Raw genomic sequence first — 26,607 nt, forward strand, 5'->3', positions numbered from 1 at the left:
GTTTGCCCCTCGGTCCGGGCGCGTGGGTTTGTGCTTTTGAGCACGGGTCGTTCGTACCGGGTACTAGAGTGTGTTGAGAGAATTTAGTTCTTAAGAATTTTGCTTCTTTAATCGTATTTAAATCTATTCACCAGACACGGCGCGCGCCCTGGGCTCCCGCCATACATACGAGATTCACGATGAAGACGTTTAGCGCCAAAGAGAAGGATGTCGTGCGCCAGTGGCACGTCATCGACCTTGAAGGCAAGACGGTCGGTCGAGCGGCCACCGAAATTGCCAATCTACTGCGCGGCAAGAATAAGCCGATTTACACCCCCCATGTCGATTGCGGCGATTTCGTCGTGTGCATCAACGCCGAGAAGATCAACTTCACCGGCAACAAGCTTGATGACAAAATGTATCGACGCCACTCCAACTACCCCGGCGGTCTCAAAGAGATCACCGCTGGAAGTCTTCTGGAGAAGGCCCCCGAGCAGATCATCCGCTTCGCGGTTCAGGGCATGATCCCCAAGAATACCTTGGGCCGTCAGATCCTGAAAAAACTGAAAGTTTATGCTGGCCCGAATCATCCGCATGAGGCTCAGCAGCCCCAAAACTACCCGATTGTCTGAGGAGATAGAGCATGGCGAAGTTAGAACAATTTCACGCAATCGGTCGGCGCAAAAGCGCTAGCGCTCGGGTCTTTTTGCGCCCCGGCAACGGCACGATCACCATTAATAAGCAGGACGCGGATGAGTATTTCGCCCGCGACACCCTGATGATGATTCTGCGTCAGCCGCTTGAGTTGGCTGAACTGTCGAGCAATTTCGATGTCTACGCTACCGTCAGCGGTGGTGGCAAAAGCGGTCAGGCCGACGCTGTGAAGCTTGGAATCGCCCGGGCTCTCGAGATCTACAACCCCGAGCTTCGTTCGACCCTTAAGTCGGGCGGCTTCTTGACCAGCGACGCGCGCGTCAAAGAGCGTAAGAAATACGGTCAGAAAGGTGCTCGTGCTCGCTTCCAGTTCTCGAAGCGTTGATCACCTCAGATTCCCCGGGCACGCCATCTTCGGATGGCGAGTCCGGAGAGTCGGAATCTTTCGAGCCAGGTGCGTCGCGGGGCTTCTTCTTTCAGAAGATACTATCCCAGACCACCGGGCCTCGAGGCAGCATCCAAAAGCCCCGCTCCTTCCTCTTCGGAAGGGCGGGGCTTTTGCTATTTACTCGGCGCTATTGCGCGCCGCCGCCCACGAAAAAGCCCCGCGAAGCGCGAGGGCTTGGCGGGGCTTTTGTTGAACTTTTTGTGCGGCTTTAGAATGCCAGGGGCAGGATAATCAGCAGCGTCCCCATGACGACCGCCAGGGTCTTCCAGGTGCCCAGCCGGTAGTGCATGGTCAGGGCGCCCATCTGGAGGTTGAAGACCCACATAATGGCCATGAAGTGGCCGAGCATAAACTCTCCAATGGGCGGCAAAACCATCAGGATATAGCCGGCTGAGGCATAACCCACGATGCGCGCGGTGGCCGAGAGTTTTGGCCGTGCTCCGGCGATTCTAAGCGCCATATGCAGGGCGCCCAGATGCAGCAGGAACGCGAGTCCGACCTGCAGGGGCACCGCCAGAAACATCGACGCGCGCACCATCTCCATGCTCGCCGCCATTTCTTTAGCGAGTTCGGCCAGCGCCTCGCCGAAGGCGTCGATGAAGAGCAGCTTCCAGGTATTGCTAAACAGCATGCCCACGGTCATCGAGATCAACCCGAAGCTTACCGCGGGCGCCGCGGGCCCCGTCGGGCGCACCTTCGTGAAGAAGGTGCGCGGCGACTTCAAGGCATCCCACAAGGTGCTGCCGAAGGTCGCCGGGGAGAAGTCCGTCTGCGGATCCTCCCAGGCGGTCTGGGGCGGGGCGAATTTCTCACGGCACCCCGCGCAGATACAATACCCGCGCAGATCGGTGCCGTGACAGGCCGCGCAGATATCGCCATCGCATTCGGTGCAGATGGCGATCGCTGGCGCGGCCTGGTGGTGGATACACGTGTGACTCAGGTTGGACATGCTTGGTCTACTTCTATGTTACTTCTTGCGTTTTCCAGTGCGCTTGCGTTTACGCTTGCGTTTGGAACGCGCCAATGATTTGGAGTTCGGCCCGCCCATCGCCTGGCGATGGTGGCCAGGCGGGGTGTAGCCCGGGGGCAAATTCATGCCGCCCATGCCCGGAAGACCGCCGCCGCCCATGTCGGGGCCGCCGCCGCCCATCAATTCACCCATCAGCGCGCCCATATCCATATCCTTCATCTGGCGGAGCTGGTTGAGCTGCTTGAGGCCCGGGATCTTATTGAGGAAGCCGCCTCCCATATTGGAGAACTGCTGCATCATCCCCTGCATCATATTGAACTGCTGGATGACCTGCTCGACCTTCTCCAGCGGGCTGCCCGAACCTTTGGCGATCCGGCGCACGCGGTTGGGCTGCTGGGTGAGCAACTCCGGGTGGCTCTTCTCCTGCTCGGTCATCGACTGGATGATCGCGCGGATTTTGGCCAGGTCATCGTCGTCGACCTGGGCGCCTTCGGGCATGCTCGCGCCGAAGGGCATCATCTCCATCAGCTCACTCATGGAGCCGAGTTTGGAGATCTGGGCGAGCTGGTTATAGAAGTCGTTGAAGTCGAATTTGCCCGAGAGCATGCGCATCGCGTCTTTTTCGGCGCGCGCGGCGTCTTCTTCGCTCAGGGTTCGCTCGAAGCGGTCCATCAGGCCCATGACGTCGCCAAATCCGAGGATCCGGTTGGCGAGTCCTTCGGGGCGGAACTCCTCGAGCGCGTCGAGGTCCTCGCCGAGGCCGATAAATTTGATGGGTTTGCCGGTGACCTCTTTGATCGAGAGCGCCGCGCCGCCGCGGGCGTCGCCGTCGAGCTTGGTCATGATGAAGCCGTCGACCTCGAGGCGCGCGTTGAACTCCTTGGCGGTGTTCACGGCGTCCTGACCGATCATGGCGTCAGCGACCAGGAAGATATTCTCGGGCTTGGTCTGCTGGACGATCATCTCAAGCTCGTCCATCAGGACGTCATCGACCGCCAGGCGTCCGGCGGTGTCAAAGAGGATGACGTCGCAGCCTTTCTCTTCGGCGATCTTGAGCGACTCGCGGCAGACTTCGACCGGGTCTCCGCCTTCACGGGCGTGAACCGGGACGTCGATGCGCTTGGCGAGCACGCGAAGCTGCTCGATGGCGGCCGGGCGGTAGACGTCGGCGCCGACCAATAGCGGCTTTTTGCCTTCGCGCTCTTTGAGGTATTTGGCCAGCTTGCCGGTGGTGGTCGTTTTACCGGAGCCCTGCAGGCCGACCATCATGATCTTGGTCGGTCCCAGGCGCGGGTTGCTATACATGATCGAGGTGTCGACCGGGCCGAGCAATTTCTCGAGCTCGTCGTGGCAGATCCGGATAAAGTGGTCACCCGGGGTGACTTCGACCTTTTCGCCGGCCTTTGCCTTGACCCGAACAATCTCACCAAGCGCGGTCTCTTTGACCCGCTCAATAAATCCCTTCGCGATGCGGAAGTTGACGTCCGCTTCAAGCATCGCCATTCGTATATCTTTTAGCGCACCGTCGATATTCTCTTCGGTGATCTCGCGTTTTCCTTCGAAGCGATTTCGCACGTCGCGAAAACCTTTCGCAACTACGTCGAACATAGCCATGGTAGATCCCTTTCTCTAAAATCTGATTTGCACACGAAAACGCGCGACCCTCGCGCGACAAAACCAATCGCTGTGACTCTTTGTTCCCACCAACATATTGGTTGGGCGTGCGGCCATCATGCGACAAAAATTGCGTATTTTCGAGCATAGCGGTAGGAGCGGATGGCCAATGCCCCGCGCCGCGCAACGCTCTAGAGGTAGAGTAATTGAAGCGCGGAAAAGAGCGATTATGCCGGTTCCGTCAGGCTGGGCGCAACCTAGTCACTGCCTCTAAGGCTGTCAACTCATTCACTGGTCCTTCGGCGCGGAATCCTCGCGACCAGAGGTGGCAATGGGGCGCAGATATGCTAAGAATCGGGTATCTGAATGGTGGCCGGTTTGATTGTCGTGAAGGAGCCACCCCGGTTTTGGTTTTTTAGTCCTTAAATTATACCGATCTGATTCACGCGCCTGCGCAACAAGACGCGGAATAAAGACATGGAGAATATGATGACCTTCCACGTGAATAATTCCTGGCGCCGCCTGCTCAACGCCGCGTTGGTTTCTGGACTGCTGGTCGCGGGCGCGGTCGGCATCAGCGGGTGCGAGAAGAGCCCTGAGGAGCAATTGCTCGCCGCGAAGATGGCGGTGATTAACTCTAAGCCCGATGTTGCCGAGAAGCATCTCGAGCCGGTGCTTAAGGGGGACCCCGACAGCTTCGAAGGCCTGCGCTTGATGGCGTCGGTGAAGCAACTTCGCGGTGAGTTTGCCGCAGCCGAGGAGAGCTTCCTCGCCCTGCAAAAAGCCCAGGGCTTCGATGTCCAGGGGGAGGCCGCGCAGAAGCTGAGCACCAAACAGAAGAGTCAGAAGGAGTTGCTCGAGCGCGACCTGATTAAATTATATACCGACTGGGCCAACGCCGTTGACCCCGCCGAGGACATGGCGACCTTCGAGCAGGTCGCGCGCAAGGGGCTCGCGATTTCGCCCAAGCAGCCGCGCCTCAATACGATGCTCGTGGAGGCTTACGAGAATCACGCCAAGAAGTTGGTGGAGCAGGGCAAGAAGGTCGAGGGGGCGCAGTATTACGAGAAGATTCCGGCGCTCTATACCAACTCCATGGTGCGCAAGCGCGTCCAGGAGCGCGCGTCGAACCTGCGCTTTGAGGCCGGTCGCGCCGAGATGCTCGAGTATTTTAATAAGACCGCCAAGCCCAAGCTCGTCGCCGAGGACCGCTACGACGCGGAGAACAAGCTGATTATCTTTGATATCAAGCAGGACGTCGCCGAGGTCGAGAAATACTACGCCGAGAAGCAAAATGAGCGCGTGCGCCTGAATATTAAGGATGAGAAGCAACGCGGTATTATCCAGCAATTCGCGATTCGAGAGAAGCTCAAGCCGGCGTTGATCTCGGTGGTGGTCGAGGCCACCGGCATCTCGCCGGAGGCCGACTTCTCAAAGCTCGCCTCGCCCAAGGGCTTTGAAATCGTGAAGGTCGAGCCGGGTCGCCGAGACCTGAGCATCACCGCTCAGGTGCCGCTGGACGCGGTGCTCAAGGTCGGCTCTGATGTGCGTGAGAAGATGCGCCAGGACGCCGCGGCCGCCAAGCAGAAGGCCGCCCCGGGCGACAAACCCGCCGAAGGCCAGGGCGCCGACGAGGCGAAGCAGGCCGAGGCGGAGAAAGCGGCGCCGACCGAATAATCGCCCACGCGCTCAAGGTGTCACGATATGCGACCCGCTTTGGGCGCTTGACACTACCTTGAGCGCGGTTCATAAAATGCGCGCAGATGCTCCATTTAATACACGCCCCTTCGGGGCGCGGTGGATGGGGCATCGCTGTTGAATCTGTATTTGACTTAGACTTTTAAATTAGCTTCCACCAGATAGGCAGATATGAGCGACGAAGAGGAATTCGAAGACGACGAAATTGAATTGTCCGACGAAGATGTGGAGCTTGAGGACGTCGAGCCCGAAAGTTACGACGACGATGATGATGATGATTCGGGCTTTAAGCCCAGCACCATCGACGACGGGCTCCTCGAAGCAGCTCCCGAAAATGCGCTCAAGGCCAACCCGAAACGGATGACCGCGGCGCAGCGCAAGCAGAATAAGAGTCTGGTCGAGGGCATCATCGACAAGACCTATTTTGAGTCTCCCGAGTCGGCCGTTAAGGCGTTCGAGAAGTTGCGTGAAGAGACGGATATCAACGCGGCCAAGCCCTATTCGATCGACGTCGAGTTGACCGAAAATGATACCGTGAATCACCCCAAATTCGGACTTGGCTTTGTGCTCGAATTGGTCTCGCCCACCAAGGTGGAGATCCTATTCGAAGAAGGCAATATCCTTAAGCTGGTCTGCAACCAGGCGTCTCGTAAATAAGATCGCTGGGGTGAGGACCTCGCGGCGCCCGCGCTCCGGCGCGGGCGCCGCGGCTTAAGGCTCAACGTGACAAGCATCTAAGCTTACGGTGAATGCGATGGCTGACGAAAAAATAAAGATCATCACGCGCAATCGGAAGGCCCGGCATAATTATTATGTCGACCAAGAGTTCGAGGCCGGGGTGAAATTGCTGGGCAGCGAGGTCAAGAGCCTGCGCGACGGCAAGGTTCAGCTCAAGGACGCCTACGCACGGTTTGAAAACCACGAGCTTTTCCTGCATAAGGTCCATATCGCCCCGTACCCCCAGGCGACCCACGAGAACCACGAGGCTGAGCGCGACCGGAAGCTCTTGATGCACCGGCGCGAGCTGAACCGCCTCGAGCACCAGCTCAACGTCTCGGGCACCACCCTCATCCCGCTGGCCTTGTATTTCAAAGGCGGCAACGTCAAGGTTGAGCTGGGGTTGTGTCGGGGTAAGAAACTCTTTGATAAGCGCCACGACCTCAAGAAGAGCCAGGCCAAGCGCGAGATGGCTCGGGCGGCTGCGCGCCACAATGAGGGCTGAGTAATTGTCGCCGCGTTGATGCATTTCCCTCGAAATAGCAGCAACCGGGATGAAAAATAATCCGCGCGAAGTTTGACTTCTCCGCGGCCCGTGCCTAAGTTCTCTCCAGCGCCGGATGTTTTGAAACCTTTTTGAAGGCTCGCTCATCCTAAGCGTGAAGGCAAAAAAGCTTCGGTTCTTTGAAAAGCCCCATAAGAGTATGTAGAACGCATGTCACACCGGTTTGACCCTGGTTGGCGTCGGATTTCGTAAATTTGACCTCAAACCATTAAGGGGGCGCCCTGGTTTCGACGTGGAAATTGAAGCGAACGTTGCGTGTCGTGGGTTTCTTGGTGACCACGTAAATCCTGTCGAGAATTTTATAACTGGCAATCAAAACAACCAGTATGCAATGGCTGCGTAAGCATCCCTTGCTAACGATGTGAGGTAACCCCTCACCCGTCCACATAAGTCCTCGCCTGCGGGTCTTATGGGACGTCAACCAGTAGGCTTGGTCTCAGGGGCTTCGTCCTTCGCCCTGCGACGACATTTCGAAGAGCCCTCTTGCGGCATGGCCTGTCCGTGGACAGTGTTTAGCTGGAGGTAAAACTACCAATCACGGAATACACACGTAGTAGCGTTCAGTGGATATTCTGCGGACGCGGGTTCGATTCCCGCCGCCTCCATATTTACAGAGCCCCGCTCTATCGACGCGATCGATAGGGCGGGGCTTTTTTGTTGATTGAGCGGTGATCTTTGTGGGGTCACTTGATGGACGAAATATGTGTCAGAGGTGGTGCCTCTTTGTTTTTGGGGCGGAAATTTGAAGGTTATGCTGCGCGTTGTCTCACCGCGTGACCGATTGCCTGGCTCGGTAACAAACCCGCGGCGCGCACCAACTTTAAAGGCGAAATACCATGATTGCTTGGATTCGAAATCTCTCCTGGACCTATGTGATACTCGCCTGCCTCACCCTCGGGTTGGCGCCGTTTATCCCCCCGCATATCTTTGAGAAGCTCGGCATGCTCTTCGACGGCCAACTCGCCCGGCCGATCGATATCTTCGACCTGTTTTTCCACGGCGCGCCCTGGCTTTTGTTGCTCTGGAAGGCGGGTGACACGCTCGTCGCCCGCGCGAAGAAATCCTGAGCGCTTGAGGAATTCATTTATCTAGAAAGGGTTGGGGGAACCCCCGGCCAGCGGCATCGCGTGAGCCCCCGCGCTTGGCGTCCCTATAGCGCCGCAGGCGCTGACAAAGATAAACACAGCCATCGCTAACACGGCCTACGAAGAGCGCGCGGCATAGCTCTATCCCCGGAGTCCTGTCTCCATTTGTGAATCTGTGGAGGCGCCGATTTAGGAGGGGTATTGAGAGGGAAAAATTGAATTTCGCTCCAGTTAATCTGCGACTTGCGAGGCCAGTATACAGTCTGTATACTTGGTCGCATGAAACGATATTTACTATGCCTGGTCCTGTATCTCTCTGCCTGCGCAAGCGGCTCGTTTTCGTCGTCGACGCTCGATGCGTCCGACGCCGAGGGTGCCTCCGACGCGGGCCAAATCGAGGCGTCGAGCGATGTTCTTGATGCCGAGACACCAACGGATATATCGGACGCCGCGAGCCCGCCGCTGCCCGATGTCGAGGTCGACGCGCCGGGAGGTGGCGAGGGTGGCCCGGGCGACACAAACACCGAGCCCGCCAGCGTCTTCGAGGTGAGCGCGGTGAGCACCGTGGGTGAGCGTTTTATCTGCAAGATGATCAACGCGGAGCGCGTCGACAGCCCGACGGCCAATCAAACCCACACCCGATTCAACCTGCGCGCGACCGATCTTGGCGCACCTGCGATTGTCGACGGGCGGCTGCACCTCTTCTTCGGTGACACGCATGGTTACCGCGATATCTGGCGAATCGGCGAGGACCCGGACTCGGTGGGACATGTTTCATTCGAGGCGGCGAAGGCCGATCTTTCGGTGCTGTGTCGGGACCTCGCCTTTTATGTGACCCCCGATGATCCGTCGGTCGCCCATCGCAGCGACCCCGCCATCCAGCGTGATTTTGAGGGTGGTTTTCTGGCGCCGCCGCCCGGCGAGCCGCTGTCGAATTATGTCACGCGGCGTTTGCTTGAGTCGGAGCATGGCGCGTTTGCAGGCTCCTTCGAGGTGCCGAGCGGGGCGATCACGACCGATTCAGGGACCTATATCTTCTGGTCGGGGCGGGTGCGCGAAGAGGTCGAGTGGGAGATGTCGCGCGGGTTTGTTGCGCGCTGGAATTCTGCCGGGGCGTCGCCGCTGTTCTACCAAATTCTATACGCCGTTGATGACCTCATCGACGGCCGCGCGCTGGGCGGCCACTTTGTGCAAAACGCGCCGGTGGAGCACGACGGGCAGCTCTACCTTTTTGGCACCGGGCGCTACCGCAAAGACGGCGTGCACCTGGCGCGCAAGCCGGTCACCGCGATCGAGCAGCCGGGCGGCTTTGAGATCTATAACCCGCAATCCAACACCTGGGTGGACCCGACCGCGCTCAGCGAGCCCGAGCGCGCGGCGCTCCCGGCGATCATCGACGAGTCGCACCGCGGCATCGGCGAGTTGGGCGTGCAATACGTCCCCGAGGCCGACCTCTTTGTGATGATGTTTCAGCAGATAAAAGGTTCCAATGCCATTCATCTGCTGGTGAGCCGCGAGCCCACCGGTCCCTGGCAGCGCACCCGCGTCATCGATATGTCGGACCCGCTCTTTCTCTCAAAGCACTGTTGCTCCGACTCCGGCGCCTGCCACGGCGACGCGATTTGGCGCTGCGCCGAAGCCGGACTCTACGCGCCATATCCGCTCCCGCTTATCCGCGCCGAGCAGCGCGGCGAGGACACCTGGCGTCTGTCGGTGCCCTACGTCGTCTCCACCTGGACTCCGTATAACGTGGTTCTTTTCGAGCACACCGTTGACGTCTCAATGACCCTTCAATGACGAGAGGATTGTGATGCTGAGTTATATTCGAGGACTATCGTTGCTCGCGCTGGCGATCGCCACGTTATTTGTCGGCTGCGGGGACGCGACCATGGTTTCGTCGCAGACCTCGGACGCGGCGGTGTCGGACACCGACGCTGATGCGTTCGGGTCGGACGCGGGGGATTTCCTCGACGCTGAGAACGCGCGGGATGCGGAGTTTGGGGAAGATGATGTCTACGTGCCAGACGACGGCCACGATGACGGAGACGCCTTCGCCGCCGATGACGCCGGGGCGGGGGATGCGCCGGATGCGGCGAAGTGGCCGGACGTCACGGACGAGCCCGACTCCAGCCCGGACGTCGGTCTCCCGCCCCCGCCCACGCGCTTTGATTGCCCGGACGGCAGCACCGTCACGCCGGGGTGGAACACCGTTCAGGTTGGCGTGGACCAGCGCCGCTATCATATCGATATGCCCGCGGATACCTCGCGACCCCCGGCGATTGTCTTTGGATTTCATGGGTTTACAGCGGTGATTCCGCCCGTGATTGACCTGCTCAGTTTTCGCGCCGAGATGCTCGGCCTGGGACTTCATCCCAACGCGCGCGCCGGGTTTCCGTTCATCCTGGTCCTGATGCAGGATGTGAATCGCCTGCCACCCGGGGGACTCGATTGGGATCTGCGCACCGATAATCCGAACGTCGATCTTCCGTTCTTTGAGGCGGTCGTGGGTTGTCTGACCCAACACGCAAAGGCCGACGAAGACCGTGTTTTTGCGTTCGGGTTCAGCGCCGGTGCGACGATCGCGAACCTCATTCACTCCAAATACCCGGACGTGCTGCGCGCGTTTGTCACCGGGTCAGGGCTGTGGGCCAACGAGGCGAATAACCTGCGCATCGCCCATCAGGTCACGCTGGGTATTCCGATCGTGAATTGGCAGTGGCCGGCCCTGGAGCCCATTCACGCGGGGACGGCGGCGGTGATGCTGACCCGCGGCGGCCCCCACGATCTCATCCCAGGCTCGCCGGTGCCGGCGAGCCTGGATGAGGCGGGCGGCTTCGCCCGAGACGCGCTGTTGGCCAACGGGCGGGTCGTGGTCGATTGCTGGCATAACGGCGGGCACACGCTGCACCCGGAGGTGCGCGGTTCGTTGATGCTCAACTTCTTCGCTGCGCACGCCCACATCGGCCTTTCGCCGCTGCTCTACGAAGGCCTCCCAGGGCTGCCCGGGAGCTGCGCGATACTGAGACCCTGAGACGAGGTAATACCCATAAATTGTTTCTGAATGCTGGCTTCGCGCGCACGATGGTGCGTCACCATGACCTTGATATTGAGGAGAGAATCGTGAAACGAGATATTATTCGAGGACTTTCGCTGCTCGCCCTGGCAAGCTCTACGCTGTTTTTCGGTTGCGCAGAGGACTTTTCTGAGTTCTCCGAAACCTCCGACGTGGCGGTCTCGGACACGGACGCGACGGACGCCGGTCGGGACACTGCGTCGCCGGATTCCGGTGATTTGCCCGACGCGCAGCAGGCGCCGGATAGTGGAGTTGATGCGGCCACGTCGCCCGACGCTGCCACGTCGCCCGATGCTGCCTCGGATCCGGATTCCGGGACCGGTGACCCGGGGACTCCCTCGACGCCCTACTTCGAGTGCCCAGACGGCACGACGGTAGGGCAGGGCTGGAACACGGTCGATGTCGCGGGCACCGAGCGCACCTATCATCTCGACTTGCCCGCAGACGCATCGGTCCCGCCGGCGATTGTCTTTGGTTTTCATGGCTTTAGCGGGCCAGGCTCGCCGAGGGATGACACCCATGGCTTCCGCCAGCATATGCTCAATATGGGGATTGAGCCGGACGCGCGCGCCGATCTTCCGTTCATCCTGGTGCTCATGGAAGACACAAATCTACAGCCGGTCGCTGGCCTGGACTGGGATATTCGCACCGATGACCCCAACGTCGATCTTCCGTTTTTCGAGGCGGTCGTCGGCTGCCTCGTCGAGCATCAAGCGGCCGATGAGGGGCAAGTTTTTGCCTTTGGATTCAGCGCGGGCGCCACCATCGCAAATCTCATTCACTCCAAATATCCGGACCTTCTGCGAGCGTTTGTCAGTGAGTCCGGCTTGTGGGCGAATGAGGAGGAGAATCTGCGCATCGCGCTGCAGGCGACGCTCGGGTTTCCGGTGGTCGACTGGCAATGGCCCGAGATGGCGCCGATAGATGCGGGCTCTGCCGCGATTCTATTGTCGCGCGGGGGGCCGAATGATCTGGTCCCTGGAGCGCCAGGGCGCGCGAGCCTCGATGAGGCCGGCGAGTTTGCGCGGGACGCGCTGGTCGCCAACGGGCGGGTGGTGATTGATTGCTGGCATGACGGCGGGCACACGCTGCACCCGGAAGTCACCGGAGCGCTGATGCTCGACTTCTTCGCCGCGCACGCCGCCGCTGGCCCCTCGCCCTTGCTCACTGAGACGATTCCATCACTGCCTCAAAGCTGTACGATAGAGAGACCATGAAAAAGAGCCTGAAGAATCGACGTATTCTAATCACCGGGGCGGCGCGCGGCATCGGCGCCGCGCTCGCCGAGCGCCTCGCAAAGCAGGGCGCTCGGCTGGCGTTGATCGGCCTGGAACCCGAATTATTACAGGAGGTTGGGCGGCGTTGCGGCGCCGAATATATCGGAGAGTGCGATGTCGGCCAGCGCGCCTCGGTGGAGCGCGCCGTCGCCGCGGCCGTCGACGCGCTCGGCGGCCTCGACGTGGTCGTGGCAAACGCGGGCATCGCTGCCCAACTTCCGCTGATCGGCGGCGACCCCCAGGTCTTTGACACCGTGATGCGCGTCAACCTGCAGGGCACCTATGACACGCTCCGGGTGGCCGGGCCGCACGTGGCGCATCGCGACGGTTATATGCTGCTGGTGGCCTCTTTGGGCGCCGCGGTGCACGTGCCGCTGATGGGCGCCTACTCAGCATCCAAAGCAGGAACCGAGGCGCTCGGAAACGCGCTGCGCGGCGAACTTGCGCCCACCGGCGCGCGAGTGGGGATCGCGTATTTCGCCGAGCTCGACACCGACATGACCCGCCGCGGCTTCGACACCCGCGCGGCGCGCGTCTTCGCCGGCACACCCCACGGCACGCTCACTGGTCTGGCCCCGCTGCAGCCCGCCATCGACGCGCTCGAGCAGGGGATCCGGCAGCGCTCACGCACCATAGCTTCGCCCTGGTGGGTCGGCCCGGCGCTGCCCGCGCGCGCGATAGTCCAACGCGTCGTGGACCAGGTGGTGCGCAAAAAGATCGCCAAGGTCGTCGCGACCGCGCGCGGCGAGCGCTCAACCCTGACGACCTTGCAACCCGACGGGGGGCAGTCCATCGACACGCTTGAGAGCGCGCGCGCGCCTGACGCTTCAGCAGCGCCGCCAACTTCTGATCTTGACGATTCGCAGGCCCAAGAGTCGACCCCGAGGCCACGCATCCACCCGGGCACGCCGCGCCAGCTCGGACCTATTAATGAGCTCATTTGCCGCGCCTTGGGCGTGGCGACCGGTACCGGCCGCCCGAATCTTTTCGCGACCCTGGGGCGCCACCGCAGATTATTTGGTCCGTGGCTTGTCTTTGCCGGCGCCTTGATGCCCTTCGGGAGGTTGCCGCGCAGCGAGACAGAAATGGTCATCCTGCGGGTTGCCCACCGCATGGACTGCGCCTACGAGTGGCAGCATCATGTCCGGATCGGGCAACGCTATGGGCTGACTCGGGATGATATCGATGCCCTGCGCGAAGACACCTTGAGCGCGCGGCGATGGTCGCCCAGGCGCTACGCTATCCTGCGCGCGGTCGATGAGATTCACGACGCGCGCGCCCTGGGGTCTGCCACCTGGCGGGGGCTGCAAAAGGTCCTGACCGATGATGAAATCATCGAGCTCTGCATGCTTGTCGGACACTACCAAATGCTCGCCCAGACCATATCGACCCTTGCGATTGAACCCGACGAGCACTAGAACCAAGGGCCTGCATATCCCACTTCCTGCGGCCCCAAATACTTCATGAGTCGAACTTCCAGCGATAACTCGGAGCCTACCCGGGCTAAAATCCTCGCCGGTGCGATGAGCGTCTTCGCCGACCAGGGCACTCGTGTGCCGGTCCAACAGATCTTGGAGGGCGCGGACGTCTCGCGGCGCACGTTTTATCGGTTCTTTTCGAACCGCGAAGCCGTCATGCTCGCGCTCTACGAGTTCGGCACCGAGATGCTTCTGAAGAACTGCCGCGCGTCGATCCAGCGCGCCGAGACCCCGGCCGAAGTCGTCGCCGGCTGCATCGACGCCCACCTCGCCGGGGTCAGCACCCTCGGTCGACTTGTTTATTTGCTCGGCGGCGAAGCTCAGAGCCCCGACTCTCCGCTCTACGCGCCGCGAATGCGCACCCACAAGGCGCTGGCCGAACTCGTCCGAGAAGCCCTGGCCGACGACCTGCCCGACACCTGCGACCCGCTGCTGGTGAGCAGCCTGCTCATCGCGCTTGAGTCCATCGCGCGCACGGTGCTGCAGGACGAGGGCCGCCGCGTCGAGGCCGAAATGGTCGAGCGCGCGCGCGCCGTGATGATGCGCCTGGCGACCGCCACGCTGCTCGCCCCGGCGGGCGGTGGCGTGACGCGGTTACCTGAGGAGTAAGGGCGCCGCGGGCCGTCACTCAAATACCAACGCGCCATCACTCACCCGCGCGTAGCGAAATAGCGCGCGGTCGAGAAAGTAATTCTGATAGAGGCGCCACGGCAGCCGTTTACCCTGGGTGGGGAGTTTGCCCATGGCGCGTTGGATATAGCCCGATTTCAGGTCAATGAGGGGCTGTGGGATGTCTTCGTTCGGCGGCAATCGTGGGGTGCAGACCCGATGGTGATGCTCCTCCATATGCTTGAGCAGCCGACAGGTCCACTGGCTGATCAGCTCGCATTTTAGGGTCCACGAGGCGTTGGTATAACCCAGCGAGATGACGGCGTTCGGCACACCGCTGAGCATCGCGCCCTTGTACATGGTGCGCTGGCCAGGGTCGACGGTTTGGCCGTCGACCTCGATGCGCGCGCCGCCGGCGACCTGGACCTCAAGCCCCGTGGCGCTGATGACAATATCGGCGTCGAGGTGCTCGCCGGAGCGAAGGGCGATGCCGGTCGGGGTGAATCGCTCGATATGGTCGGTGACCACCGAGGCATCGCCCCGGCGCAGCGCCTCGAAGAAGTCGCCGTCGGGCACGAAACACACCCGCTGGTCCCAGGGGTCATAGGCCGGGTTAAAGTGGGTGTCGACGTCGAGGATGTCTCCCACCGCTTTGCGCACCGGCTCGAGGATGAAGCGTCGGGCGCTCTTCGGCAGACGCTTGGCGTATTGGTAGAAGAGCATCATGCGCAGGATATTCTTCCATCGGGTCATATCGGCGCCGCGCGCGTCGCCCAAAAGGCGCGTCGCCCATTGGGAGAACACGTCGCGGTTGGGCACCGACATCACATAGCTCGGCGAGCGCTGGAGCATGGTGATATGGGCGGCGCGCTCGGCCATCGCGGGGAGCAAGGTGACCGCGGTCGCGCCGCTTCCGATGACGACGACGCGCTTGCCGTCGAAGTCGATATCTTCGGGCCAGCGCTGCGGGTGAATCAGCTCGCCGTCGAATTGCTCAACCCCTTTAAAGTCGGGCATATAGCCGCGCTCGTAGCGATAATAACCCGTACAAAACCACACGAAATTACATGTGCGCGCCGACTCCTCGCCGGTGTCGGCGCAGCGCGAAATCACCGTCCAGCGCGCGTCTTCGGAGGACCAACGCACCGTCTCGACGCGCCGGTTATAGTGGATCTTTGAGGTCAATCCGCACGCCTCAACCGTGTCATTTAAATACCGTAGGATTGACGGCCCGTCGGCGAGCGCCTGGGGGTTGGGCCAGGGGCGAAACGAGAAGCCGAGCGTGTGCATATCGGAGTCGGAGCGAATCCCCGGGTAGCGAAATAAATCCCAGGTGCCCCCGAGCGCAGCGCGACCCTCAAGGATTGCGAAGGACATGTCTGGGCATTCGGTCTGTACGTAGTGCCCGGCGCAGATCCCCGAGAGCCCGGCGCCGATGATAAGGATGTCCACGTGCGGTGTTGTCATGAGGAAAGCCTATTCTTTTTTATGAGCTGATACAAGGTGTATACATGGCGCCTCGTGTGCCCCTAACATCACCCCGCCGCAGAGCTCTCGCGAATAAGTGCGCGCGTCCGGCTCAGAAGATCTTCGACATTAGCGACCAGCGCGGTCTCTGACTTTCGACCGCCGCGAAGCTCCTCGATTTGCTGGTCGATCTTCTGGATTTCGGCGAGCACCGTTTGGGTGACGAAGGTGCCGGTTTCAACAACATTTCGCCGAGAGACCGAGGAGGTCAATACGCCGTCAAACACACGCCATCGGGAGAAGTCCACAAGGGCAGCAAGGGAGGAAAGACCGGCTGTGGGATGGATACCAGAAAGCATCCATCGCATTGGGTCAATTCGCATACGAAGATTGCTTTTTTGTTTTGCTTCGGTTGCGCCTAAGTCGCCGTGCTTGTAATTTACTCTTACGCGCTTCCGAGCCGCAAATTCGGGGAAGTAATCACTTCAGGTCGCCCTCGAGCAGTCACCTCATGTCTCAAACGTCCCACAAATCAAATTTCGCCTTCCTCGCCGAGCACGACGAGCGACTCGCTAAGATCGGCTACGAGGCCGAGCAACTCGCCAGCATCAGCCCGACCGCGTGCATGATGCAGATTCGCATGCTCGCCGAATTGCTCGCCAAAGAGACCGCGGCGTATGTGGGGATTTATCTGGACGAAGGTGTTTCGTTTTACCAGATGCTCGTGCGATTGGAGCGGGAATCGGCGTTCCAAGACGATATCAAGGACCTGTTCCACGAGGTTCGCATGAACGCCAACGACGTGGTCCACGGCGAGGTGTTTTTGGATAACGCGAAGGGCGTGGCGACCAATTATTTGCGGCTGACCCGCAAGATCGCCATCTGGTTTCATCGCTCGTTTGGGCGCGACGGCAAATTTACTGCGGGTCCGTTCGTCGAGCCGCCGGACCTGAGCGCGCAGCGCCAGCAGGTCTTGAGTGAGAATCGCAACCTGCAGGCGGCCATCGATGACGCCCAAAAGGCTGTCATCGACGCCAACGAGCGCGCGCTGCGTGAAAAACACCGCCGCGCCGAGGCCGAAGATCTGCTCGACCAACTCCGCGAGGAGCGAAATGTCTTCCAGGCGCTCGCCGAGGAGTACGAGGCGCGTCTGGTCGGGCTGCAGTCGCAGACCGAAGCGGCCAGCGGCGAGCAGCGGGTCGAGCGCGAATCGCGCATGCGCCAGGCGAGTGAGAATTTCGAGCTCGATGAGCAGGAGACCCGCGCGATCATCGACGCCCAGCTTCGCCAACGCGGCTGGCGCGCCGACACAGACGAGCTTCGCTGGGCCAGCGGCGCGCGCCCCGAAGAGGGCAAACAACTCGCCATCGCCGAGGTGCCCACGGCCGCTGGCCCCGCCGATTATGTGCTCTTCGACGGACTGACGCCGGTCGCCATCGTCGAGGCCAAGCGCTGGGATCAGCCCATCCAGGGCGGCATCGAGCAGGCGAAGCGCTGCAGCCGCGCCTGGGACCTCGCTGACTACGCGCCGCCGTCGCCAAGCCCCTGGGCCATCGACGGTCTTGAGTACGAGATTCCGTTCGTCTTCGCGTCGAACGGTCGCGAGTACCTTCACCAGTTCAAGGCGCATCGAGGTATCTGGTTTCAGGATCTTCGCCGCGATACGAACCGTGCGCGTCCGCTGGCCCGCTGGATCACGCCGGACGGGCTGCGTCTGAGGCTAGATGGAGATGTCGATTAAGCCCTTTCTATGTTTGATGAGGAGGCCTCGGCCTCGCCGCTGACTCCCTTCGGTCGGTTCGCGGCTGCGAGTCGCCGCGGCGTCGCATCCTGGGAGCCCCAAGCCCCCAATATTTGGAAGCGAACGCCCAGAATTGAGCCCTTCGCCCTCAAATCAGGGCCATCAGTGGCGTCTTTTGGGGCCTGTGCCCTCCCAATTTGGAGCGTCAGTGACGTTTTTTGAGCCCCAAGCCCTCAAATCTGGGGCGGCAGTGGCGCTTGTGGAGGGGCAAGCCCTCAAATTTAAGCCATCGGTGGCATTTTTTGAGCCCTTCGCCCTCAAATCTGGGGCAGCAGTGGCATTTTTGAGGGGTGAGGCCTCAAAATCGGGCTGTGCAAAAAGGGCGACGCCGGCTCGCGCATCGAAGCGCGGGCCGGCGTCGGTTGGGGGAGGGCGGTGGAGTTAGACGGGTTCGGCCGGCGCGACGACCTCATCGAGGGGCTCGGGCGGCTCCATCGGCTCGCCGGTTTCGGGGTCGACGGTGGGCGAGGCGTTGTGGCGGCGCAGGTACGTGGCGAGCCGTTTTTGTTGGACGCGCAGGGGCTCGAGGTGCTCGCTCAGCGCGTCGGGTTGGTCGGCCATGTGGCCGATCAGGGCGAGCAGGAAGGTGTGGAAGGCGGTGTCGGATTGGCGGCGCGCCTGGGTGACCTTCTCGAAGCTGATGCGAAGCACGTCCTTGTTGAGCGCCCGGCCGTATTCGGTGTTCAGGGCTTCGAGGTCGTCTACCATATCGCTCAGGTTGACGGCGGCGATCGCGGCGGCGTGATCGCTGCGCAATTTGGCGATAAGCGTGCGGACCTGGTCGTGCTCTTGGTTGAAGCTCAGGGTGGTGTAGGGGGCGACGCCGCGTACGAAGAGTGCGTCGATGACGCTGCGGGCGTGGGCGGCCGCCGGGCCACCGGTGGGCAGCTCGGCGAAGGTTTTTAAGATGGTGTGCAGGCTCCCGAGCTGGCGGTCCAGGTCGTGGTCGATGGCGCGGGCGTCGCTGCGGGCGGTGTCATTGATCTCCTTTTGGTTGAGCCATTGCAGGTTGACTTCGCTGGCGACCGCGGTCTGGGCCAGCGCGTCGGCGTGCAGGCGGGAGAGCCGCGCGTCGCCCAGCGCGGCCACACCCGCGGCCATCTTGTCGAGCACGTGGCGCTTGCTGCCGGTATCCATCACGCGCAAATCGAGCATCTTGGTGATATCGCTAAACATACGAGTTGCCTTCCTCGTCCGGGTCGGCCCGGACTTGAATTGTTGACTCCGGCATTCAAGGGCCGGAATTTAGCGCAGCTCGACGTGCATATGATGCGTCGAGTGCGCGGCTTCGCAGGCGTAGATACGGCTAACACCCCTTCTGGTTTTTCAGTGCTGGGGGGAGTGTAGCATTTGGGTGGGTGGGGGGCGAGGGGGCGGTTTGCGGTCTTGTTTCGCTTGGCCGTCAGTCTGATTCACCAGCCGGGCGAGCCGGCTGGGGTCTGCGTGCAAGGCGCGGCTTTGCTTGGCCGTCAGTCTGATTCACCAGCCGGGCGAGCCGGCTGGGGTCTGTGGCGGGGCGCGGTTTTGCTTGGCGGTCAGTCTGATTCACCAGCCGGGCGAGCCGGCTGGGGTCTACTGTGGGGTGCGGTTTTGCCTCAACCCGCCGCAGAAATCTCCCGAATAAGCCCGCGGGTGCGGCTCAGAAGATCTTCAACGTTGGCGACCAGCGCATTCTCTGACTTTCGACCGCCGCGAAGCTCCTCGATTTGCTGGTCGATCTTCTGGATTTCGGCGAGCACTGTTTGGGTGACGAAGGTGCCGGTTTGGGCGTCGAAGTGCATCTCGAGTTCATCGGCGGCGTCGTTAAATCCGCTGCGCACACCCTGGCGAAGTTGCTTGAGTTCGGTCTCTTGTTTGGCGGCCTGGAAGTCGGCGAAGGCCTGCGCGCCCATGCTCACCAGCGGGCCCGCGACCGTCAGGACCTTGCCGGCGGTGCCGAGGCGTTTGCTCCACTGCACCAGCTCCATGGGCTTAAATTTATAGCCGAGCTTCTCGCCGACAAACTTCACGGTGTCCTGGAGCTGGTTGCCCGAGGCGTCGCCCGGTTTGAGAGGTTTGGGCGCGCCCTTGGCGTTGGCCGGTGTTTGTGCGACCAGCCAGTTGCCGAAGGAGCCGAGCTGGTCGCCCGCGTTTGTGATGCGATTGAGCAGGGCGGGGTCGATGGTGTCGAGGCCGACGTTCTGGTCGAGCTCGCTCACCGCGCGCGCGATGACCGCCTTGCTGAAGTTGCTATTGGCCAGTTGAGCCAGGTCGCCTTCGAGTGACTCGAGCGCTTCGCCGAGCGTCTGCTGCAGGTCGGCGGCCAGCTTATCGCTGCGTGTTTCGACCGATGCCTCCGCGCTCGACAGCTTCTCTTTGACCTCCTTTGCGTCGCCGCTCATGGTCAATTGGCTGGCCATTTGGGTGCCGGTCTGGCGGATGTCGGAGGCCGCCTCGCGCACCTGCGCGCGCGCCTGCTGTTCGATTCGCAGCTTGCCGTCGACCAGGCGTTTTCGCCGCTGCAAGAGCATCTCTTCGAGGCCCGAGACGGTCGGGTCGTCGGTGCTCAAGGCGGCGCGTGTCTTCAGCAGGGCGTGCTGAAGTTGGTGCAAGGCCGAGGTATATTGACCGGCCAATTTTCGTTGGCTGATAAACGCGTCAAGCTGGGCGTGAAAGCCCTCGAAATTGCTGTCTTCCCAGTCGAAGCTGGCGAGCTCCTCGTCGGCCTCGGCCTGGGCCGATATGGCGAGTTCGGCGGCGACAAAGGCGACCGGAATATCGTCCGTCGAGTAGGGCGCGAGCACCTCGTTGAGCTCGCCCAGGACAACCTCGCGCGCCTCGGGGACGTTGCCAAGCGCGTGGCGGTCCATTTTATTGACCACCAACATCATCTTATGGGCCTTTTCTTGCTCGATGGCGAGCTTGCGGAAATTCTGGGCGATATGCTCGTCCATGAGCTCGTTGGAGATGACATATAAGATCAGGTCTGCCGCGGCGATTTCCTTGTAGCTCAGCGCGTCGTGGTCGGGGCGAATGGAGGTCTCAATGCCGGGGGTGTCGACCAGCTCGATGCCCTCCCAGGCGTAGGTTTGGGGTTTGTCGGTCGTGATCGCCGCGCCTACCGCGATGGCGTCGATGCCGGTTAAGGCCTTGAGCAGGGTCGACTTTCCGGCGCTATATTGACCGGCGACGACCACCTTTGGCACCCCCGACTCTCCCACTGTTTTTGGAAATAACTCGCCGAATCCCGCGACCTTGTCTGATGGCTCGGAGGCGAGGATTTCGTGGGCCTCGCCGAGCAGACGGTTCGCCTTTCGGCTTAGCTCGATAATCTCTAGCGATGCGTGGTGCTTCATGGTGTCTCTAACCTTCTAAAAAGTCGGGTGCTTGGAGGCGATGGGGCAGTTTAACCTTGCCGATAAACGATCTGCAAACCCGTGAGTTGCTGGGCGAGGTTGAGGCGCGTGTCGGTTTGCGGCGAGGGCGCCGGGCAGGTGACCTCGGCGCGGCGCGCGTCTTCGTCGATGGTGACACGCTCGCAATCCGCGCCCAGGACTTGCTTGATGAGTGAGCTCCGCTCGCCCGTATCGATCACGATGCGAAGCGGCGTGTCGAGCATGCGCTCCAGGTCGAATTGGGCCTCGAGCACGGCTTGATTGTCTTCGCCGATAACCAACGCGCTCTCCAGGCCCGGAACCCGCGCGAAGCTATCTTTGGAGAGCTCGTGCATCGCGGGGCCATCGAGCTCCTTGAAGGCGCAGGCGAGGAGCTGGTGATTCACGAGTTTAACCTCGTGGAGCAGCGTAATCGCGAGCTCTCGCTGCGCCTTCGACAGCCGCTCGAGGGTCGACGCGATGACCCTGAGGCTGCTCAAATATGGAACGACGAAGTCCGCCTCGATATTCTTTTCATACCAATTGTCGAGGGCGGCGAGGGCGTCGTTCTCAAGCGCGTCGAGGTGATTTGAGAGCTGTTCGGTCAGCTCTTCGCGATGTTTTTTGAGCTTCTCCTCGCGGGTCTTCGTGAAGAGCTTGAAGAGAATCTCGCTGCCACCGACGGCGAGCGCGAAGCCCGTGCCAACGAGCATCGGCGCGGCGGCGACCGCGAATACCGACACCAGCGCCACACCCAGGGACACCCCGATAATCGCCCAACTGGCGATGCGCCGCGTGTCGATGATGCTGGCAGCGTCCAGGTCCAGGCTCTCGAACTCGCGCGACAGAATCTCAATCTCGCGCTCCAATTCCTTGCCAAATTCCTCCATCTGGCGCTTGGTCTCGCTCGCGACCTCCTTTTGGGCGACTTCCACCGCCGCCTCAAGGTTCACCTGCTTGAGCAGCTTCTTCCATTCCTTGTCGATCTTCTTGTCTTCCAAAAACTCTTCGACGAAGCCCGGGACCTGGGTGCGCAGCTCATCCACGCGGCGGCCGACGGCGTCGGCGAGTTTGGCGTCGGATGAGGTTTTATTCTTGGCGCGCCAACGCTGCATTTGCGCGAGTTTGTCGCTAAAAAGCTCGGCCACCCGGGCGTTGTCGCGCGAGAAACTAAAGAGCATCTGGGTCATCTCGAGCAGCGGCACCACCGCCGCGTCGCCGAGCGTGCGCGTGCGAATCATCGGCCCGCGCTCAACGACCTCTCGGAGCAGTCGACGCTCGAACTCAGCGAAGCGACTCAGCTCCCGAAGCTCCTCTGCGTGCGCCTCATGGTCCGGCGAATTCGCCAGGAATCGCGCGCGCAGATGAATCGGGAAAAACTCGACGTCGACCCCCGGCACATGCTCGCCAAGCATCGCGTGAAATTGCGCGACGATGCTCTCGATGCGCTCATCGGCGAAGACCTTGTCGTGGCGCATCTTAAAGCGCTTAAAGTCGCGCTCCCGCTCCAGCGCCATCTTGACATTGCATAGGCCGATGACGGGTTTTCCGAGCGCGATGACCCGCGCAAGGTGCTCTGCCTCGACCGGCTGCGGGGCGTCGTCGGTGATCAAAAATAGAATCACATCCGCGCGCCTGGCCGCCTCGTAGGCGACCTCCTCGTCGACCTCCCCGCCAAACGCGGCGATGCCCGGGACGTCGGTGATCTCAAGGTTTTTCCACTGATAGGTGCGGATATCGCGCGTCGTGCGCTGAGCCCCCTTGCCGATGGAGCCGCCGTCCCCCTGGGTCAGAATCTCCATCAAGGTGGACTTGCCGGTCATCGTGCGCCCAAAGAGCGTCACCGAGAAGCGCTCAAGCTGCTCATGAAAGGTCTCAAAGGTCGCCACCTGCGCCCGAAAATCCGTCTCAAGCTTGTCGCCCACCGCATTGAGTTGCTCCTCGAGGGCCTCAATCGCCTCGGACGCCTCGGCGTCCATCTCCTCGAGTTCGGCGATGATGGTGCTCAGGTCGTTGCGCGTCGCTTCGATCGCCGACTCGCAGCTGCTCAGGCTCGCGCGCCCGGCCAGGTAGGCTTGTTTGGCGGCGCGGTGAGAGGCGGCGAGGGCTTGTTCGAGGGAGGTGTGGGTCATTTTTGAATCCGTTGGTTGAGCGGGGGCGCATGGCGGCGCGTGAGCGCTAAATATGATTAACCCAATACTGCCACCAACTCCGCCAGAATCCGAAACTCCTCGGCCGTGTCTTGCTCAATCTCGATGGGCTCGAAGCGCGCATCGGTGGAATCTGGTTCCAGCCAGATCCGCGTGTGACGCAAGGTGCCGTCGGCGTGGGGTTGTTTTTCGCTGCGATACAGCTTGATCGTATAGCCCGCGCCGGCCGCATCGTCGTAGAGATCGCGATGCTGAGCGAGGACGACTTTGCCGTTTCGTGTGCCGCCCGGGTGCGCGCGGAACAAACAATACGCCCCGTTGGGAATCCGCCGATTCATCGACTCGCCGATGACCTGGGCGACGAAGAAGCCCGGCATCGCCTTGAGATAATCGGGTAGCGTCGCCCATTGGGCCTCGTCGCTGAAGAGATACCGATTCGAGAACTCCGCGACCGTCTGGGCCTCGCTGAACGCGCCGGCGGCGGCCTTCAAGTTGAGCAGGGGGACGCAATTCTCGTAGGGGCGCGCGTCGGCCGGGTCGAGGATGTCGAAGGGGTAGGGCGCGGGCTCGGCCGGGGGAGATTCCGCGGCCTGCGTGACCCAATCATCGCCGAAATACTCGGCCTGTTTGACGATCGTATCCATCGCCATTTTCTGCATATCCGGCGGGTAGCCGTAGCGCTTTAAAAAGCGTTTAACGAGCGTGCGAAGCTTTGCGCGCGCCGACTCCTTGCGCGTCCAATCCACCGACACGGTGCGGCGCACGATATCGGTCAATTGGCTGGCCATCTCGCGCAGGGTGTCGTCGCCCAGCACCTCGACGGCGCTGTCATTCTCGATAAGCGCCGAATAAAACGCGATCTCCTCCGGGCTCATATCGAGCGTTTGTTCGCGCTCGACGACCTCGCGCATTTGGCGCGCGATGCCCAATAATTCTTCGATGACCTGCACGGTCTCGATCGAGCGATTCTGATAGCGCTGCACCGCGTTTTGGAGCATCTCCGAGAATTTTCGAGACTGCACCAGGTTGGATTTGGCGCGCCCCTTAATCTCTTCGTTGAGCAGCTTTCGGAGCATATCGATCGCCAGATTTTTCTGTTTCATTCCAGCGACTTCGCTCAAAAAGTCGGTGGAGAGGATCGAGATGTCCGAGCGCTCCAACCCGGCCATCGAGAGCACGTCGACGACCTCATCCGAGGCGATGGCGGCCGAGACCAATTGTTTGACCGCGTGGTCGACCTTTTGCTGGCGAATCGCGGTGTCCGGGTCGGTTTTGGCGAGCACGCCGCGGATGTGTTGGAAGAGGGCGACCTCGTCGTGGAGGCGCTCGGCTTCCTCGTGGGCGCCGGCCAGCGAATAGGCCTTCGATAAGCCGCTAACGGCGCGCATAAATCGCTGGCGCCCGTCCTCCAGATCGCGCACGAAATTCGCCCCGTCGAGCACAAGCTGGGCGAGCCGGTTGGTGCCGGCGTCGGCGGCGCTGCGGTCGAACCAGGCCGAATAATCGAAGCCGTGCAGCATCCCCCGGCAGATATCGACCTGCTCGAGCATCACGTCGACGGCGTCCTGCACGTCGAGCTGCGGCTTCCCCTTGCCGCCGGACTCGGTATAGGTCTTGATCGCTTTTTTCAGGCTTTTGGTGATGCCGATATAGTCGACGACCAGGCCGCCGGGCTTGTCGTGGAATACGCGGTTTACCCGGGCGACGGCCTGCATCAGGTTGTGCCCGCGCAGCGGCTTGTCGATATAAATCGTGTGAGCGCAGGGCGCGTCGAAGCCCGTGAGCCACATATTGCAGACCAGCACCATCTTGAGCGGGTCGGCCGGGTCCTTGAAGCGCTGGGCCAGAAGGTCGCGGCCGGATTTTGAGCGAATATGGTCTTGGAAATTCTTCGGGTCGCTCGAGGAGCCGGTCATCACGACCTTAATCTGGCCCTGTTCATCGCGCTCCGAATGCCACTCGGGGCGAAGCCGCGTGATCGCCTCGTAGAGCTTCACGCAGGCCTCGCGGCTGATGCAGACCACCATCGCCTTGCCTTCGAGCGCCTCGAGGCGTTTGTCGAAATGGGCGAGCATATCGCCGGCGATCTGATCGATGCGTTTGGGGTGGGCGACGAGCTTCTCGAGCGTGCTGTATTTCGACTTCAGCTCTTCCTGAAACGCCTCGTCGCTATCGGCGGTTAGCTTGTCGAATTCGCGGTCGATTTCGTCGCGGATAGCCTCATCGATCTTGAGCTTTACCAGCCGGTTTTCGTAATAGATCGGCACGGTCGCGCCGTCCTCGATGGCCTGCTCGATATCGTAGATGCTGATATAGTCGCCAAAAACCGTGCGCGTGCTGCGGTCCTCCAGGTCGATGGGCGTGCCAGTGAACCCGATAAACGAGGCGTTGGGCACCGCGTCGCGCATATGGCGGGCGAAGCCCTCAACAAATCCGTATTGGCTGCGGTGGGCCTCGTCGGCGATGACGACGACGTTCTTTCGCGCGGTCAAAAGCGGGTGGCGCGCGTGTTTCTCCTCGGGGAAGAATTTTTGAATCGTCGTGAAGATGACCCCGCCCGAGGCGCGTTTTAAGAGCTCTTTGATGTGGTCGCGACTCTCGGCCTGGACCGGCTTCTGGCGCAGCAATTCGTTGGATTGGGCGAAGGTTGTAAAGAGCTGGTCGTCCAGGTCGTTTCGGTCGGTGATGATAATAAGCGTCGGGTTCTCCATCGCCGGGTGCTGGATGACGCGCCCGGCATAAAAGGTCATCGTGAAGCTTTTGCCCGACCCCTGGGTATGCCAGACCACGCCGGCCTTGCGGTCCCCATTCTGGCGCGTCGCGCTGACCGTCGCCTCGACCGCCGTGCGGGCCGCGTGGAATTGATGATAGGCCGCCAGAATCTTGGCCGCGCCCTTTTTGGTGTCCTGAAAGACCACGAAATGCTGGAGCAGATCCAAGAATCGACTCTTCTCAAATACGCCCTGAATCAGCGGCCCGAGCTGGAGCACGTCGAGCCCGATCTCGTCGCTCCCGTCGGTCGTGCGCCAGGGCATAAAGCGCTCAATCGGCGCCGTCAGCGAGCCGATGCGCGCCCATTGATGGTCCGAGATGACGTTCACCTCGTTATAGGCGAAGAGCGCGGGGATCGCGTCCTTATAATTCTCAAGTTGTTGATATGCCTTGAGAATCGTCGCGCTATCGCCGCCTTGTTTTTTGAGCTCGAATACGCCCAACGGCAGCCCGTTGACGAACACAATGATATCGGGTCGACGGGTCTTTTGCCCCTCGGTCACCGAGAATTGGTTGACCACCGTCCAGTCATTTTGCTCCGCCTGGCCGAAATCAATCAGCCGCACCTGCTCGCCCGACAACACCCCATCCGCGCGGCGAACCTCGACCGCCACGCCGTCGGTCAACATGCGGTGAAAGCGGCGGTTATTCTCGATCAGCGACGGCGACTCGGGATAAAGCACGCGGCGAATCGCCTCCTCGCGCGCCTCGGCCGGCACGCCGGGGTTCAGCCGACGCACCGCGTCCTCAAGCCGCCCGCGCAACACCACTTCCGTATAATCCGCGCGCTCCGCGCCGGGTTCGCCAGGCGCGATATCGCCGCCATGAATCACCTGCCAGCCTAGCTGGCGAAACTCTTCTAGCGCCGTGTTCTCCACGGCATCCTCGGACATATCT

The 26,607-nt window shown here is 61.3% G+C and carries 19 protein-coding genes, 1 other RNA gene and 1 pseudogene; 13 read left to right on the top strand and 8 right to left on the bottom strand.

The features are described 5' to 3' along the window. Positions 1-179 precede the first annotated feature (179 nt). The gene (rplM, locus tag DN745_RS04025; protein ID WP_111332401.1) at positions 180-611 is read left to right on the top strand and encodes a 50S ribosomal protein L13; all 432 of its coding nucleotides are present in this window, start codon (positions 180-182) and stop codon (positions 609-611) included. An 11-nt stretch (positions 612-622) separates the two neighbouring features. Beyond that, positions 623-1,018, top strand: coding sequence for a 30S ribosomal protein S9 (rpsI, locus tag DN745_RS04030; RefSeq protein ID WP_111332403.1), 396 nt, complete (start codon positions 623-625; stop codon positions 1,016-1,018). A gap of 271 nt (positions 1,019-1,289) precedes the next feature. On the opposite strand, the gene DN745_RS04035 is transcribed toward rpsI, so the two are convergent. Further along, positions 1,290-2,030 (bottom strand): hypothetical protein, encoded by a 741-nt coding sequence (locus DN745_RS04035; RefSeq protein ID WP_111332404.1) that lies wholly within the window; start codon positions 2,028-2,030, stop codon positions 1,290-1,292. Positions 2,031-2,048: 18 nt separating this feature from the next. Next, positions 2,049-3,659: a signal recognition particle protein gene (gene ffh / locus DN745_RS04040; RefSeq protein WP_111332405.1), complete on the bottom strand. Its 1,611-nt coding sequence runs from the start codon at positions 3,657-3,659 to the stop codon at positions 2,049-2,051. A 483-nt stretch (positions 3,660-4,142) separates the two neighbouring features. Between ffh and DN745_RS04045 the strand changes: the two genes are divergently transcribed. From DN745_RS04045 to DN745_RS04095, 10 genes are all read left to right on the top strand, one after another. Beyond that, positions 4,143-5,342 carry a hypothetical protein gene (locus DN745_RS04045; RefSeq protein ID WP_111332406.1) on the top strand — a complete coding sequence of 400 codons (1,200 nt, stop codon included), beginning with the start codon at positions 4,143-4,145 and terminating at the stop codon, positions 5,340-5,342. Between the two features lie 192 nt (positions 5,343-5,534). Continuing rightward, positions 5,535-6,020: a hypothetical protein gene (locus tag DN745_RS19185; protein WP_162687438.1), complete on the top strand. Its 486-nt coding sequence runs from the start codon at positions 5,535-5,537 to the stop codon at positions 6,018-6,020. Between the two features lie 97 nt (positions 6,021-6,117). Then, positions 6,118-6,585: an SsrA-binding protein SmpB gene (smpB, locus tag DN745_RS04055; RefSeq protein WP_111332408.1), complete on the top strand. Its 468-nt coding sequence runs from the start codon at positions 6,118-6,120 to the stop codon at positions 6,583-6,585. A 272-nt stretch (positions 6,586-6,857) separates the two neighbouring features. After that, positions 6,858-7,253, top strand: a transfer-messenger RNA (tmRNA) gene (gene ssrA, locus DN745_RS04060). Positions 7,254-7,481: 228 nt separating this feature from the next. Further along, the gene (locus tag DN745_RS04065; protein WP_111332410.1) at positions 7,482-7,712 is read left to right on the top strand and encodes an RND transporter; all 231 of its coding nucleotides are present in this window, start codon (positions 7,482-7,484) and stop codon (positions 7,710-7,712) included. Between the two features lie 297 nt (positions 7,713-8,009). Then, entirely contained in the window at positions 8,010-9,527 is a 1,518-nt protein-coding gene (locus DN745_RS04070) for a DUF4185 domain-containing protein (RefSeq protein WP_111332412.1), read from the top strand. A gap of 10 nt (positions 9,528-9,537) precedes the next feature. Continuing rightward, positions 9,538-10,761, top strand: coding sequence for an alpha/beta hydrolase family protein (locus DN745_RS04075; protein WP_133621746.1), 1,224 nt, complete (start codon positions 9,538-9,540; stop codon positions 10,759-10,761). An 89-nt stretch (positions 10,762-10,850) separates the two neighbouring features. Then, complete coding sequence (locus DN745_RS04080) at positions 10,851-12,020, top strand: hypothetical protein (RefSeq protein WP_133621747.1); 1,170 nt, start codon at positions 10,851-10,853, stop codon at positions 12,018-12,020. Further along, a complete protein-coding gene (locus tag DN745_RS19510) occupies positions 12,017-13,498 on the top strand; it encodes an SDR family NAD(P)-dependent oxidoreductase (RefSeq protein WP_204355085.1) in 1,482 nt (493 codons plus the stop codon). The genes DN745_RS04080 and DN745_RS19510 overlap by 4 nt, the downstream gene beginning before the upstream one ends. 45 nt (positions 13,499-13,543) lie before the next feature. Next, on the top strand, positions 13,544-14,167 hold the full coding sequence (locus DN745_RS04095) for a TetR/AcrR family transcriptional regulator (RefSeq protein WP_111332417.1): 624 nt from the start codon (positions 13,544-13,546) through the stop codon (positions 14,165-14,167). A gap of 15 nt (positions 14,168-14,182) precedes the next feature. On the opposite strand, the gene DN745_RS04100 is transcribed toward DN745_RS04095, so the two are convergent. Both DN745_RS04100 and DN745_RS19190 read right to left on the bottom strand, forming a co-directional pair. Next, positions 14,183-15,634, bottom strand: a complete 1,452-nt coding sequence (locus DN745_RS04100) for a flavin-containing monooxygenase (protein ID WP_111332419.1) — start codon at positions 15,632-15,634, stop codon at positions 14,183-14,185. A gap of 68 nt (positions 15,635-15,702) precedes the next feature. Then, entirely contained in the window at positions 15,703-15,921 is a 219-nt protein-coding gene (locus DN745_RS19190) for a hypothetical protein (protein WP_162687439.1), read from the bottom strand. 224 nt (positions 15,922-16,145) lie between these two features. On the opposite strand from DN745_RS19190, the gene DN745_RS04110 reads away from it, so the two are divergent. After that, positions 16,146-17,375 (top strand): DUF4145 domain-containing protein, encoded by a 1,230-nt coding sequence (locus tag DN745_RS04110; protein WP_111332422.1) that lies wholly within the window; start codon positions 16,146-16,148, stop codon positions 17,373-17,375. 441 nt (positions 17,376-17,816) lie between these two features. Here the strand turns inward: DN745_RS04110 and DN745_RS04115 are convergent, their stop codons facing one another. The 4 genes and pseudogenes from DN745_RS04115 to DN745_RS04130 all read right to left on the bottom strand — a co-directional run. Continuing rightward, entirely contained in the window at positions 17,817-18,611 is a 795-nt protein-coding gene (locus DN745_RS04115; RefSeq protein ID WP_111332423.1) for a DUF6261 family protein, read from the bottom strand. A 419-nt stretch (positions 18,612-19,030) separates the two neighbouring features. Continuing rightward, positions 19,031-20,770, bottom strand: a complete 1,740-nt coding sequence (locus DN745_RS04120; protein ID WP_111332425.1) for a GTPase — start codon at positions 20,768-20,770, stop codon at positions 19,031-19,033. A gap of 50 nt (positions 20,771-20,820) precedes the next feature. Then, a complete protein-coding gene (locus DN745_RS04125) occupies positions 20,821-22,920 on the bottom strand; it encodes a GTPase domain-containing protein (protein ID WP_111332427.1) in 2,100 nt (699 codons plus the stop codon). A gap of 611 nt (positions 22,921-23,531) precedes the next feature. Then, a pseudogene (locus tag DN745_RS04130) lies at positions 23,532-26,603 on the bottom strand (type I restriction endonuclease subunit R); the annotation flags it as partial. Positions 26,604-26,607 lie beyond the last annotated feature (4 nt).

Origin of the sequence: Bradymonas sediminis, assembly GCF_003258315.1 — a bacterium.
Lineage (GTDB): Bacteria > Myxococcota_A > Bradymonadia > Bradymonadales > Bradymonadaceae > Bradymonas > Bradymonas sediminis.